The organism is Pseudoduganella lutea (assembly GCF_004209755.1).
In the GTDB taxonomy this organism is placed as follows: Bacteria; Pseudomonadota; Gammaproteobacteria; order Burkholderiales; family Burkholderiaceae_D; genus Rugamonas; species Rugamonas lutea.
Genome location: NZ_CP035913.1, coordinates 1,842,840 through 1,855,701, shown reverse-complemented (window position 1 = coordinate 1,855,701; position 12,862 = coordinate 1,842,840). Strand labels below are relative to the sequence as shown.

Annotated in this window: 12 protein-coding genes; 3 read left to right on the top strand and 9 right to left on the bottom strand. The window is 66.1% G+C overall.

Annotated features, from left to right (window positions below):
- Positions 1-48: 48 nt before the first annotated feature.
- The 8 genes from EWM63_RS07730 to EWM63_RS07695 form a co-directional block, all read right to left on the bottom strand.
- Positions 49-231 carry a hypothetical protein gene (locus EWM63_RS07730; RefSeq protein WP_130186003.1) on the bottom strand — a complete coding sequence of 61 codons (183 nt, stop codon included), beginning with the start codon at positions 229-231 and terminating at the stop codon, positions 49-51.
- A 105-nt stretch (positions 232-336) separates the two neighbouring features.
- On the bottom strand, positions 337-1,872 hold the full coding sequence (locus tag EWM63_RS07725; protein ID WP_130186002.1) for a response regulator: 1,536 nt from the start codon (positions 1,870-1,872) through the stop codon (positions 337-339).
- Positions 1,869-3,626 (bottom strand): ATP-binding protein, encoded by a 1,758-nt coding sequence (locus EWM63_RS07720; protein ID WP_130186001.1) that lies wholly within the window; start codon positions 3,624-3,626, stop codon positions 1,869-1,871. The genes EWM63_RS07725 and EWM63_RS07720 overlap by 4 nt, the downstream gene beginning before the upstream one ends.
- The gene (locus EWM63_RS07715) at positions 3,623-4,681 is read right to left on the bottom strand and encodes an ATP-binding SpoIIE family protein phosphatase (RefSeq protein ID WP_130186000.1); all 1,059 of its coding nucleotides are present in this window, start codon (positions 4,679-4,681) and stop codon (positions 3,623-3,625) included. The genes EWM63_RS07720 and EWM63_RS07715 overlap by 4 nt, the downstream gene beginning before the upstream one ends.
- A complete protein-coding gene (locus EWM63_RS07710; protein WP_229487799.1) occupies positions 4,666-5,082 on the bottom strand; it encodes an ATP-binding protein in 417 nt (138 codons plus the stop codon). The genes EWM63_RS07715 and EWM63_RS07710 overlap by 16 nt, the downstream gene beginning before the upstream one ends.
- Before the next feature lie 15 nt (positions 5,083-5,097).
- Positions 5,098-5,454, bottom strand: a complete 357-nt coding sequence (locus EWM63_RS07705; protein ID WP_130185999.1) for an STAS domain-containing protein — start codon at positions 5,452-5,454, stop codon at positions 5,098-5,100.
- Positions 5,455-5,461: 7 nt separating this feature from the next.
- Complete coding sequence (locus EWM63_RS07700) at positions 5,462-6,328, bottom strand: STAS domain-containing protein (protein ID WP_130185998.1); 867 nt, start codon at positions 6,326-6,328, stop codon at positions 5,462-5,464.
- A gap of 197 nt (positions 6,329-6,525) precedes the next feature.
- Positions 6,526-8,421, bottom strand: coding sequence for a glycoside hydrolase family 2 protein (locus tag EWM63_RS07695; RefSeq protein WP_165390779.1), 1,896 nt, complete (start codon positions 8,419-8,421; stop codon positions 6,526-6,528).
- A gap of 98 nt (positions 8,422-8,519) precedes the next feature.
- On the opposite strand from EWM63_RS07695, the gene EWM63_RS07690 reads away from it, so the two are divergent.
- A complete protein-coding gene (locus EWM63_RS07690; protein ID WP_130185996.1) occupies positions 8,520-9,293 on the top strand; it encodes a helix-turn-helix transcriptional regulator in 774 nt (257 codons plus the stop codon).
- Here EWM63_RS07690 and EWM63_RS07685 read toward each other — a convergent pair.
- Positions 9,253-9,783, bottom strand: coding sequence for a hypothetical protein (locus EWM63_RS07685; RefSeq protein WP_130185995.1), 531 nt, complete (start codon positions 9,781-9,783; stop codon positions 9,253-9,255). The two genes, EWM63_RS07690 and EWM63_RS07685, sit on opposite strands and share 41 nt — an antisense overlap.
- 326 nt (positions 9,784-10,109) lie before the next feature.
- Here EWM63_RS07685 and EWM63_RS07680 point away from each other — a divergent pair, with 326 nt between their 5' ends.
- Positions 10,110-11,870 (top strand): glycoside hydrolase family 9 protein, encoded by a 1,761-nt coding sequence (locus EWM63_RS07680; protein ID WP_130185994.1) that lies wholly within the window; start codon positions 10,110-10,112, stop codon positions 11,868-11,870.
- 123 nt (positions 11,871-11,993) lie between these two features.
- Positions 11,994-12,800, top strand: a complete 807-nt coding sequence (locus EWM63_RS07675) for a PEP-CTERM sorting domain-containing protein (RefSeq protein WP_165390778.1) — start codon at positions 11,994-11,996, stop codon at positions 12,798-12,800.
- The last annotated feature ends 62 nt before the right edge of the window (positions 12,801-12,862 follow it).

Below are 12,862 nucleotides of genomic sequence, written 5' to 3'. Positions count from 1 at the left end.
CATTTTTAGGGAAACATTACTTCAGGGTGCGCTCGAAAAGTTGGTAAATCAGCCGGCGCGCTTTTGCTGGTAATAGGCGGTCTTGCTGTCCCATCCCCACCACGCCGTTTCCACGGGCGTGCCGATCCAGTCCGGCGCGGCCATGGCCTGGTCGAGGGTGATCGGGGTAACGGCGAAGGAGGGAAGGGGCAAGGCGGCGGCAAGCAGTGCCGCGGGAATGAGTCTGCGCATGGCGGGTCGGTGAAATAAGGGCGCGCGCATTATAGTGGGTCGCGCGGCAAGTGCGGCATTGCCGTTCGATCCACCGGGTACGCCAGATTCCTTACTGCCGCTTCATTACTGCCGCTTCATGAACGTGCGCACCGTATCGTTCAGCGTTTCCATGTTGACGGGCTTCGTCAGGTGGTGATTGAAGCCGGCCGCCATCGCCCCCATGCGGTCCTTGTCCTGGCCATAGCCGGTCAGCGCGATCAGTACCGTCTTTGCCAGTTGCGGATAGCCGCGCAATTTCTCCGCCACGTCCACGCCGCTCATGTCCGGCAGGCCGATATCGAGGAATGCCACATCCGGCTGCAGGCGCAGCGCCGCCTCGATCGCGCCGGCACCGTCGTGCGCCATGTGCACTTCATGGCCGGCGAACTGCAGCAATGCCGATACGATCTCTGCCGAATCGACGTTGTCGTCGACGACGAGGATACGGTAGGCGTCGGCCGGACGCGCCGGCGCCGTGGCGGGCACGACGCAATCGGTTTCGTCCGCCGCCGGCGTGCTGGCCAGCACGGGCAGGCGCACTTCGAACGTGCTGCCCTGGCCCATGCCTTCGCTGTGCACGTCGACACTGCCGCCGTGCAGGTTCACCAGCGTGCGCACCAGCGACAGGCCGATGCCCAGCCCGTCCTGCACGCGGTCCGGTGAATGGCCGGCTTGCGCGAACAGGTCGAAGATCGTTTCGGCCTGTTCGGGAGCGATGCCGATGCCATTGTCGGTCACCCGGATGACCGCCTGGTTGCCCTCCAGGCAGACGGACAGCGCGATCTGGCCGCCCGGCGCCGTAAACTTGGCCGCGTTGTTCAGCAGGTTGCCCACCACCTGTGTCAGGCGCACGCTGTCGCCATCGACCCAGATCTCGTGGTCCGGCAGCTTCACGCTCAGGATGTGCTGGCGCGCGGCGATGTTCGGTTCAACCGTTTCCACGATGCTCTTCAGCAGGCCGCACAGCTCCACCTGCGTGCGGCGCAGCGCGATCTTGCCCTGCGAAATTCGCGAAACGTCCAGCAGGTCGTCCACCAGGCGCACCATGTGATCGGTCTGGCGCAGGATCACGCGGCGGGCGTTTTCCTGTGCGGGCGAGGAGTGCGGGTCCAGGCTGCGCAACAGTTCCACGGCGTTGCGGATCGGCCCGAGCGGGTTGCGCAGCTCGTGCGCCAGGATCGCCAGGAATTCATCCTTGCGGCGGTCCATGTCGCGCAGTTCGCGCTCCACGCGGCCCAGCCGCAGCAGCGCGCGCACGTTGGCCAGCAGTTCTTCCGGCTCGATCGGTTCGAACAGGTAGTTGTCGGCGCCGCTGTCGAGCGCGCGCACCTTGTCGGGCGACGACAGGTAGGAAGCCGACGTTTGCAGCACCAGCACCATCGCCGTCTCCGGGTTCTGCTTCAACTGGCGGCAGACTTCGAAGCCATTGATGTCCGGCAGCTTGGTGTCGAGCAGCACCAGGTCGGGTGACACCTCCTGCGCGATGCGCAGCGCTTCGGCACCGCTGCCCGCCTCCAGCACGCGAAAGCCCGCGCGCTGGAGAATGCGGGTTTTCGCATAGCGCGCGGCATCGGTATCGTCGACGTTCAGGATCACGGGGTCCAGCGGGTTTGCCTTCATGTTGGTCTCTCCTGGTGGCAGAGCGCATTCAACCGCGCCACCAATTCGTCGCGGGCGACGGGCTTGCTGAAATAGGCGTCCGCCCCCAGCGAAAACGCTTTCTGGCGGTCGGCCACTTCGGAGGCGATGATCACCGGCACGTGCTTGCGGCGTTCGTCGTCCTTGATCTGGGCAAGCCAGCGCCAGCTGTCGCCACCGTTCAGGTAGAGGTCGAGGATGACCGCGGCCGGCTGTTCCACGGCCCATGCCTGTTCCGCTTCCCACACGCTGCGCACGGGGATCACGCGGTAGGGCGTGTTGCGGAAATAGCTGCGGTACAGCAGCTGGGTCGAGCGGTCGTCTTCCACTACCAGCACGGGAATGCCGGCCGCGTCCGCCGCGTCGGGGCGGAACACGTGCGGTTCCGGCAGGTCGTCATGCAGCAGCGGGATGGTGGCGGAAAACGTGGAGCCCTCGCCCGGCGTGCTTTTCAGCGAGACCGAACCGCCCAGCAGGCCGGCCAGCTTGCGGCACAGCGGCAGGCCCAGGCCGGTGCCTTTCACGCGATGCTGCAGCCGGTTTTCGACCTGCGAGAATTCCTCGAAGACGATCTGCTGGTGCTCGGGCGCGATGCCGATGCCGGTATCGGCCACGTCGAAGCGCACGGCGTCGCCTTTCGGCAGCAGCATGGCGGACACGCGCACGTGGCCCGACTCGGTGAACTTCAGCGCGTTCGAGATGAAGTTGCGCAGGATTTGCGACAGCTTCGCTTCATCCGTCATCATCGTGATCGGCCCTTCCGGCTCGTCGAACAGCAGTTCGACAGTGCTCGAGACGAGCAGGGGCCGCAGCATGCCGCGCAGGGCCGAGAACATGTCGGTCACTTCGAACGGCGCGGCGCGCACATCGATCTTGCCCGCCTCGATCTTGGCCAGGTCGAGCAGGTCGTCGACCAGCTCCGTCAGCGACTCGGCACCCTTCAGGATGAAGCGCACCTGCTTTTCCTGTTCCGGCGACAGCTCGCCGTCCACGCGTTCGAGCAGCAGGCGGGTCAGCGCGCGGATCGACGACAGCGGCGTACGGAACTCGTGGGTCATGTTCGACAGGAAGCGCGTCTTCATTTCGTCCGCGCGGCGCAGGTGGTCGGCCTTTTCGTCGAGCTCCGCGTACAGGGCCACCACGCCGCGGTTGGTATCTTCCAGTTCGCGGGTCAGCTGCATCAGCTCATCCTGGCGGGACTTCAGCTCGGCCAGCGTGGCCAGCAGTTCCTTGTTCTGCTGCTGCACTTCCGCCACCGATACATCCGGCGACAGCGCGGCGAACTGCGCGCTCATCTCGCCCACGGCGGCGGCCGTGACCAGCGGCGCGTCATGCGGCAGCAGCTTCTTCAGCGTGATGGTGGTGCCAGCCCCAGGCTCGGCCTGGATGTCGAACTGGTCCATGAGCCGGCGCGCGCCGATGATGCCCATGCCCATGCCGGTGCGCGACTGGTAGCGGCCGGACAGCACCAGGTCGAGATGCGCAATGCCGGGGCCCTTGTCCTCGATGCGGATCACCAGCAGTTGCGGCGACGTGGTGCCCTCGACGGCGAATTCCACGCGGCCCTTGCCCGCGTAGCTGTAGACGTTGCGCGCCAGTTCCGACACGGCGGTGGCGATGCGCGCCTGGTCCTGCGCGTTGAAGCCGCACAGCGCGGCGATCTGGCGCGCACGCTGGCGCGACGCGACCACGTCGAGCTCCTGCTCGATGCGCACGGTGAGGATGCGCACGCTCATGATGCCCACCCCTGATGATCGCGCACGACCAGCACCGTCACGTCGTCGCGGCCGCGGCTGAAATCGCGGTACAGCACGCCGGCCACGATGGCCGGGTGGCAGGCGGCGAGGCCGGGGTAGTCTTCCAGGCGCCAGCGTGAACCGAGGCCGTCGGAATGCAGCACCAGCATCGCCGTCGGGTTCCACGGCGCGCCGAATTCCTGCACCTTGCGCACGTTGCTGCCCACGATGCCGTTATGCGACACGAGCTGGCGCCGGTCGTCGCCGGAAAACAGGTGCGCGGCGATGTTGCCGACGCCGGCAAAGGTGATGGTCTCGTCCAGCATGTCGATACGGGCCACGGCGGCAGCGGCACCGCGCGTGGGCCGCAGCGCCGCGTGCATGTCTTCCATCAGCGTGCCGGCGGGCAGCTCGGGTTCCTGCGCCACCGTGGTGGCGGCCAGTTCGGATGCCATGGCCGCGAGCGGGCCATGGCCCAGGCCGTCGGCCACCATCACCGTGGCCGACGTGGCATCGTGCGCCAGCGCCCAGCTGTCGCCGGAGAGGTCTTCGCCATGCATCGGCAGGCATACGGCGCCCCAGTGCAGCGCGGGCGCGGTGCGGGCCGCCTCGGCCGGCGATAGCTCCGTCAACTGGCGCGGCCACATGGCCATCATGACGACTGTGCCACGGCCGGGCGCGCTGTAGATGTCGAAGTCCGTTGCCAGGCGGCGCATGGCGCCCAGGCCCACGCCATAGCTGCCGGCGGTGGAGCGGCCGTCGGCCAGGCTGGCGGGCACGTTGGCGATGCCGGGCCCGTTGTCGAGCGCGAGGATTTCCAGCCCGTGCACGCCGCGCCCGAACAGCGGGCGCAGCAGGATTTCGCCGTGCCCGGCGTGCTTGAGGATATTGGTTGCCGCCTCGGTGACGACGATCGCCACCTCGCCGGCGGCCGTTTCGTCGAAGTCGAGCCGCTGGCACAGGTCGACGGCGATACGCCGTATCGCCGCGACCTGGCTGCCGTCCGCCAGGGTGTGACAGCTCTGGCGGTGTTCGGCGGCTAGTATGGTTTCCATTTGCAGATTCTGACAGTGGTGCCCTGGCCGGGAGCTGAGTCGAGTTCGAATTCGTCCGCCAGCCGCTTGGCGCCGGACAGGCCGAGGCCCATGCCGCCGCCGGTCGTGTAACCGTCGGTCAGCGCCCGCGGAATGTCGGGGATGCCGGGACCATGGTCGATGAACGTGAGGCCGACGCCCTTGCGGGCGCCGTTCAGCAACTTTTGCATGTGCGCTTCGCCGCCGCCGCCATAGCGCAGCGTGTTGCGGGCCAGTTCGCTGGCGGCCGTGATCATCTTGGTCTGGTCGATCAGCGAAAAGCCGGCGGCGATCATCTGTTCGCGCACGGCTTGCCGCAGCCGCACGACATCCTCGTCGGAACGGACCGGCAGCACTACTGCGTCGACGTCGATATTGCTCAAGGATCGCCTTTCAGGTTAGTCGGCGGTCTGCTTGAGCAGCTGGACGCCTTTTTCGACGTTCAGCGCCGTCTGCACGCCGTGCAGCGTGAGGCCCAGCTCCACGAGCGTGATGGCCACCGCCGGCTGCATGCCGACCAGCACCGTGCGCGCATCGAGGATGCGCGCCATTGCCGCGGTGTTGCTGATCATGCGGCCGATGAAGGAATCGACGATGTCCAGCGCCGAGATGTCGATCAGCACGCCGCGCGCGCGGTCCTTGACGATGCGCGAGGTCAGGTCGTCCTGCAGGGTCATCGCGAGCCGGTCGTGCATGTCGACCTGGATCGTGACGAGCAGCAGGTCGCCCATTTTGAGGATGGGGATGCGCTCCATGGTTGCCTCAGGCTGCCGATTCGGCGCGGACCACGGTGGCGCCCACGCGTTTCAGCGCCACCAGGAAGGCATCGGCCAGCGTGGCCTTGGTGGTCACGTCCTCCAGGTTCACGCCCAGGTGCACGATGGTTTGCGCGATCTGCGGGCGGATGCCGCTGATGATGCAGTCTGCGCCCATCAGGCGGGCAGCGGCAACGGTTTTCAGCAGGTGCTGGGCGACCAGCGTGTCGACGGTGGGCACGCCGGTGATGTCGATGATGGCGATCGAGGCACCCGTTTCAATGATCTTCTGCAGCAGGTTTTCCATCACCACCTGGGTGCGCGCGCTGTCCAGCGTGCCGATCAGCGGCAGCGCCAGCACGTCCTTCCACAGTTGCACGACCGGGGTCGACAGCTCCAGCAATTCCTGCTGCTGGCGCATGATCACGCTCTCGCGGCTCTTCTGGTATTCCTCGACCGTGAACAGGCCCATGCGGTCGAACAGCGCGCCCGTCTCGGCAATTTCGGCGGCCAGGGCGGCCGGGTCGGCAGCCAGGCCCGTGCGCAGGAAGCCGAACAGCGGTTCCTTCAGCGAAAAGATGAAGCTGGCCGTCTCGGTGGGCGAAAAGCCCTGGCGCACGCGCGCGGCGGAGATCTCCGCCAGCAGCTGGCGCACTTCGCCCCACGCCGGCGCATCGAAATCGTAGGTCTGGCCACGGTCCACCGTGCGGGCAACCAGCGCGATGAAGCGGTTGGCCTGCTGGCGGATCTCGCCCTCGGCCGCCTTGTCGCGACGCACCATGCGGGACAGCATCCCCCCCAGCCAGCCTTCCAGCAATGATTCCTGGTTCTCGGTCAGGATCCTGGCCAGGTGGCCGCTCGTTGCGATGCTCATGCGCTCTCCAAAATAATTTCTAACGGATTAGTGTAACAGCTCGACACTGGGCGCAATGATACGATTTGAAACATTTCCTTGCCACACGATACGCTTTTTCGTGTAGCAAAAACCGCAACAAACGGCTGAAGTTCGCGGGCTGAAGCTCGTGTCAGGGCTGTCGCGACACGAGCTTCCTGTTCATCAGGGATGGCCGGTCAACTGTTCCGGTATCGCTCCAGCAGCGCGCGATGGAGGGCGGCAACCTGTTCGGGATCGATCTTCGGCTGGCGGTCGAAGGTGAGCAGGCCGTTCTTTTCGTGTTCGACGTCGGTGAATTGAGTGTAGCAGGCGCCGGCCAGGAAAGTGAGGCTACCCAGGGTTTCCATCAGGTCGCGGTAGCGGGCCAGCAGCTCGTCCCCGGAGCGCACGCTGCCGTAGTAATCGAACAGCCGGTCGCGCGGTGCGTCATCCCCTTCGGGCTCGCTGAGGAAGCCGCCCACTTCCGACAGCACGACCGGTTGCCCTCGGTACTGGCCACCGGGCAGGAACAGCGGCTTGTCCTTGTACCAGCCTTTCGAGGGCGGAATGCCTGTTTTCTGCGCTTCGGCGTAGCGCGCCGCCAGCTTGTCGCCCGGCTGCGTGTAGTCGTGGATCGAGCACACGTCGGTGAGATCGGTGTGCTCCCAGCCGTCGTTATCGACGACGAGGCGGCCCGGATCGAGCCGGCGCGTGCGCAGTACGAGCTTTTCGATGAACGCCTGCTGGCCCGGATGGCGGTACAGCGCCGGGAAACCGAAGCTTTCCACCAGCGGCACCCACGCCACGATGCACGGATGGCCGGCATCGCGCTCCACGGCGCGTTCCCATTCCGACAGCAGCGCTTCTTCCGCCTCCAGCGACCAGCTGCGCGTGTTCGGCATCTCTTCCCACACGAGGATGCCGAGCCGGTCGCACCAGTACAGCCAGCGCTCGTCCTCGATCTTCTGGTGCTTGCGCACGGCATTGAAGCCCAGCCGCTTGATCCATTCTGCGTCCACGCGCAGCGCATCGGCCGAGGGCGCGGCAAGGTTGGTATCGGGCCAGTAGCCCTGGTCCAGCACCATCAGCAGGAAGGTGCGCTGGCCGTTCAGGTGGAATTGGGCACCGTGCGCCTCGAAGCGGCGCAGGCCGCAGTAGGAGCCGATTTCATCGAGCACCCGGCCGTCGGCCACGAGGCGCACGCGCAGCCCGTAGAGGTAGGGGTTGTCCGGCGACCAGGCTTGCGGCGCGTCGATGCGCGCATCGATCCGGGTCGTGGCGAAGCGTGTTTCCGCCTGGGCAAAGGCGACACGCTCGCCGGTCTCGTCGAGCACGTCCAGCTCCACGGTCCAGCCGGCGGCCGGGGCGTGCAGGTGCACTTCGATCGACAGGCGCCCGTCCGGCTCCGTTTCCAGCCAGCGCAGCGAATCGATGCGCACTGGCGGCGCCGGCTCCAGCCACACGGTCTGCCAGATGCCGGTGGTGCACCAGTAATAGATGCGCACCGGCTTGCCGGACGACGACTGCTTGCCGCGCGGCTGGTACATGTCCTGCCGGTCTTCGACACGGAGGGTGATGCGGTTGGCGCCATCGACGAGGAAGGGCGCGATATTGAACGAGAACGGCACGTGGCCGCCGCGGTTGCGGCCCGCCAGCTTGCCATTGATCCACACTTCGGTGCTGTAGTCCACGGCGCCGAAATGCACGAGCAGGTCCTGCTCGCGCCATGCGCCGGGCACCTCGAACGTGCGGGCATACCAGACGATCTCATGCACTTCCTGCGTGCCGATACCGGAGCGTTCGCTCTGGTAGGGGAAGGGCACCTCGATCGAGCGCGGCAACGTGCGGCCATCATGCCAGCCATCGTTGCGGCCCTGGTCTTCGTCATCGAACGCGAATTCCCATGTTCCGTCAAGGCTGAGCCAGTTGGAACGGGTCAGTTGGGGGCGGGGGTGGAGGGTGTCGGTCGTGGTCATCGCGGCATGGTATCGCGATACCGGATCCGGCCGACGCACGAATTCGATCGGCGGCGCCGGCAGCGGCCCGCCGCGGCCGACGTGCCGGCGAGCCAGGCTTTCCGGGCGCGCTGCCATGCTAAGATCGCCGGAGCCAGCGGCACGGTGCTGACCGGCCGGCACTGAAGCAGTTATTGGCCAGGACCTGGACCTGGACGTGGACATGGGCAGCTTGCATGGATGAGCAATTCGAAGGGTTGAAGAACGCCGCGAACGAGCCGGAAGCCTTGCGCCACCTCGAAACGGCGGCGCGCGGGCTGGGTTTCGACAGTGTGCTGTTCGCCGTGATCCCGCAACCCAGGGTCGATGCCGGCCAGGTCTACCTGCGCAGCAATTACCCGGCCCGGTGGCGCGAGCACTACGATCGCCACGACCTGCGGGCCACCGACCCCACCGTAGCTTACTGCTTCAGGTCGAATTCCCCACTCGTGTGGATGCAACAATCGTTTGAAACGCCCGCGCAGCAGGCGCTGTACGAGGAAGCGTCGGCCCATGGCCTGAAGGTGGGCGTCACGCTGCCGGTGCGCGGCGTGGAAGGCGAGATCGGCATGCTGACCTGCGTGCGCGACGAAACCCCGGGCTCCGCGTTCTTGAAAGATGTGCATCGCAACCTGGGCAGCCTGTCGCTGCTGCGGGATGTGGCCTTCGATGCATTGCATCCGTATTTGCAGCCCGCCGTGCAGACCGCCGCGCCGGCGGAGCCGATGCCGGTACTGACGGCGCGCGAGCACGATTGCCTGCGGTGGATGTGCGCCGGAAAGACGGCCTGGGAAATCGGCCGCATCCTCGGCATCTCGGAAGCCGGCGTGAATTTTCACATCGCCAACCTGCGCGGCAAGTTTGGCGTGCATCGCCGCAACGATGTCGTCCTGAAAGCGATCCGCCTGGGCCTCGCCGACCTGCCGGGCGCTACGCCCGCTCTTGCACCCGCACCGCGCGGGTCGCGGTAAAGGCCCGGCCCAGCAGCAGTTGCGTGATTGTCGCCCCCCACAGCAGGCCGCTGGAAAAACCGGCCGCCGCGCCCATCAGCAGGGCGCCGGCCACACCGGCCGCCAGCCCGGAATGCCAGCCCGTCAGGGTGGCGGAGCCGAACTTGACCGCAAAGGCGGCGAGGCTCACGGCCAGCATCAGCCACGTGCCCGGGCGCGCCAGTTGCCGGCCATCCCAGCGGTAGCCTTCCAGGCCGGCGAACAGCCGCCAGCCAAGGGCGCCACCCGCGGCCAGGCCCGCTATTGCCGCCTCCACGGCGAACGGCAGCATCGGGCCGGAACGCGCCAGCAGCACGGCGCCGGAAACCGAGATCACCAGCGGCAACAGGAACAGGCGCGCCGGGCTTACGGTATTGGGCCGCGCGGCGGCGATGCCGCGCTGGACCAGCAGGGCGAAGATGCCGTAGACCCAGAGCGGCGTGTGGGCGGCGACCGATGCGAGGGTGCTCATGCGGCCACCCCGGCATTGGCCTCGAAAGCGAAGCGGGTGGCGTGGCGGGCAGAGGCCGTGGCGTGGGACATGCTTTTCCTTGTTGCGTAGTGTTGGCGTGACCGCCATTACACCAGCGCCGCCGTGTAAGGGTAACTAGCAGAACTGATAGGAACGGCCGCAGTGCCGGTGGCGGCGCCGCGAGCCAAGGGTATGGGGCTCATGGAATTGCGGCTCATGGATGACGCCTCATGCATTGACGCCTCATTGATCTTCCCGCCAAATTGCGTCACCATGGCGCCTGCATTGAAAACGTTTTCACCCTACGATGGCGAAGGATAACGATAATGAGACACCCCGCATTGCAACGCATTTCCCTGCGCCAGCTGCCAGCCCTGGCATTGCCGCTGGCTTGCCTGTTCCCGGGCGCGGCACCGGCCGCCGCGCCAGCGCCCGCCATTGCGCTCAACCAGCTTGGTTTCCTGCCCGGTGCGGCGAAATTCGCTGTCATCCCGGACGGCAAGGCGTCCAGCTTTGCCATCGTGAAGGCCGGCACCGGTACCGTTGTGCGGACCGGCACGCTGGCAGCGGCGCGACTGTCGCCGGAATCGGGCGACAAGGTGCGGCTGGCCGAGTTCACGGCGCTGGCAACACCGGGCCGTTACCAGGTGCGCGTTGCCGGCCTGCCCGATTCGCCGCCGTTCGACATCGGCCCGGCGGTGCTGCGGGCCGTGAACGCGGCGTCCATCAAGGCCTTCTATTTCAATCGCAACAGCATGGCGCTCGATGAGAAGCATGCCGGTGTCTACAAGAGAGCGGCGGGGCACCCGGATACGCGCGTGCTGGTGCACGAATCGGCCGCATCGCCGGCACGGCCGGCCGGCACGGTCATTTCAAGTCCCAAGGGCTGGTACGACGCGGGCGACTACAACAAGTACATCGTCAATTCCGGCATTTCCACGTACACGCTGCTGGCCGCGTATGAAGACTTCCCGGCCATGTTCGACAAGCAGGACCTGGATATTCCGGAGAGCGGCAACCGGCTGCCCGACCTGCTCGACGAAACGCTGTGGAACCTGGAGTGGATGTTGACGATGCAGGACCCCGCCGACGGCGGCGTGTACCACAAGCTCACCAACAAGAGCTTCGACGGCATGGTGATGCCGGACCAGGCCACGCAACCGCGCTACGTGGTGCAGAAGACCACGGCGGCGGCGCTGAACTTCGCCGCCGTGATGGCAACGGCCAGCCGCGTGTTCGCGCCATACGAAAAGCAGTTACCCGGCCTTTCGGCGCGCATGCTGGCGGCATCGAAGGCCGCATGGCAATGGGCGCAGGCGCATCCCGAGGTGTATTACCGGCAGCCGGCGGACATCCAGACCGGCGAATACGGCGACAAGGACGTGAGCGACGAATTCGGCTGGGCCGCGGCCGAGCTGTTCATCACCACGGGCGACGCCGCATACTACAAGGCGATGAATGCCACGGCATTGCAGGCGACCGTGCCGTCGTGGGCCGAGGTGCGCGGCCAGGCATGGATGTCGCTGGCGCGGCACCACAAAAAGCTGGGCGCCGCGGCGGACCAGGCCCTGATCCGGCAACGGATCGACACGCTGTCGTCCACCCTGGCCAACGGGGCGAAGGCCTCGGCTTACGGCACGCCGATGCAGCCTGCCGACTACATCTGGGGCAGCAGCGCCGTGGCCATGAACCAGGCGATGGTGCTGGTGCATGGCTACCGGCTGACGGGCAAGCGCGAGTACCTCGACGCAGCCCAGGCGGGGCTGGACTACGCGCTGGGCCGCAATGCCGTGGGCATCTCGTTCGTGACCGGCTTCGGCACGAAGTCGCCGATGCATCCGCACCATCGGCCTTCGGAAGCCGATGGCATCGAGGCGCCGGTGCCGGGCTGGCTCGTGGGCGGGCCGCAGCCGGCGCAGCAGGACAAGAAGGATTGTCCCGTGTCGTACCCGTCGGCATTGCCGGCGAAATCGTTCCTGGACCACGCCTGCTCGTATGCCAGCAACGAGGTGGCCATCAACTGGAATGCGCCGCTGGTGTACGTGACGGCCGCGGTGCAGGCGCTGACGCCCGTCGGGAGTCAATGACATGTGACAGCACGCCGGCGCGATGACTTGCGTCCTGGTAGTGTTGCTTTTCTGGAGGAGCGGCGCGCAAGGCGGATGGAAGCGGCTAATAATGCAATCTTAGTTCAACTTCAAGGAAGAAAAATGCGACCTTTTTCATCCACCACCGCTGCGCTGATCGTCACGCTTGCCATGCCCGCCGCGCAGGCGGCAACCTTGCCGTCCCTGAACGTTCCCACGTTCTCTCTAGCGTTCACCGATTATTCGGGTTACTCCCACAGCATTCCCGGATTAGTGCCGGCTTCGATCGGGCTGCTCTCGACCGATGCCGCATCGACCGTCATCAGCCTGGACAGCTTAGGCCAGACGCTGCATACCGTGGAATCGGGAAGTGCGGCCATGGTTGCGGAAGTCTATTCCGCTATTCATTTCCGGGCTGCGGATGGGTATCGCATCACGGGCATCTCTTTTTCCGCCACGGTGTACGGCGTACTCGAGCTGCCGGAGGTGAATAACCCCGACGTGCTCTGGGTGGAATACGGTGATTCCCTGAACTTTGCCGAAGCTTCCGCGAGTATCACGAGCCCCGGCGAGATTTCGCACCCGGACCTGTTGTATGGCGTCACCCAGGTCACCGCGCCCGTCACGCTGGGCGGCAACGTAACCAATACGCAAGGCCTGCGTGAGTTCGACTTCGACCTCTATGTCCTCGGCTCGTCGCGTGCGATAAGAACAAACATCTATTACCCGAATCCCAATCCCGAAGAACCCTGGCCAGCGGAAGGCAGGGCTTATGGCGATGCGGAGATCCACTATGTCAACCCTGTGCTGACCGTTTATACCGAGGCACTGGTACCAGCACTGGCACCAGTGCCGGAACCGGGCCAATGGGCGATGCTGCTCGGCGGGCTGGGGTTGATGTTCGGCGCGCGGCGCTTCGTGCGCCGCTGATATCGCGGCAATCCAGGAAAACCCGCTTCCCGCGCTTGCCATGATGGCACGCGGGTAGCCGC

Coding starts and splice junctions, on each gene's coding strand:
- EWM63_RS07730 (WP_130186003.1), bottom strand. CDS start 231: ATGCGCAGACTCATTCCCGCGGCACTGCTTGCCGCCGCCTTGCCCCTT.
- EWM63_RS07725 (WP_130186002.1), bottom strand. CDS start 1,872: ATGAAGGCAAACCCGCTGGACCCCGTGATCCTGAACGTCGACGATACC.
- EWM63_RS07720 (WP_130186001.1), bottom strand. CDS start 3,626: ATGAGCGTGCGCATCCTCACCGTGCGCATCGAGCAGGAGCTCGACGTG.
- EWM63_RS07715 (WP_130186000.1), bottom strand. CDS start 4,681: ATGGAAACCATACTAGCCGCCGAACACCGCCAGAGCTGTCACACCCTG.
- EWM63_RS07705 (WP_130185999.1), bottom strand. CDS start 5,454: ATGGAGCGCATCCCCATCCTCAAAATGGGCGACCTGCTGCTCGTCACG.
- EWM63_RS07700 (WP_130185998.1), bottom strand. CDS start 6,328: ATGAGCATCGCAACGAGCGGCCACCTGGCCAGGATCCTGACCGAGAAC.
- EWM63_RS07695 (WP_165390779.1), bottom strand. CDS start 8,421: ATGGCAGCGCGCCCGGAAAGCCTGGCTCGCCGGCACGTCGGCCGCGGC.
- EWM63_RS07690 (WP_130185996.1), top strand. CDS start 8,520: ATGGATGAGCAATTCGAAGGGTTGAAGAACGCCGCGAACGAGCCGGAA.
- EWM63_RS07685 (WP_130185995.1), bottom strand. CDS start 9,783: ATGAGCACCCTCGCATCGGTCGCCGCCCACACGCCGCTCTGGGTCTAC.
- EWM63_RS07680 (WP_130185994.1), top strand. CDS start 10,110: ATGAGACACCCCGCATTGCAACGCATTTCCCTGCGCCAGCTGCCAGCC.
- EWM63_RS07675 (WP_165390778.1), top strand. CDS start 11,994: ATGCGACCTTTTTCATCCACCACCGCTGCGCTGATCGTCACGCTTGCC.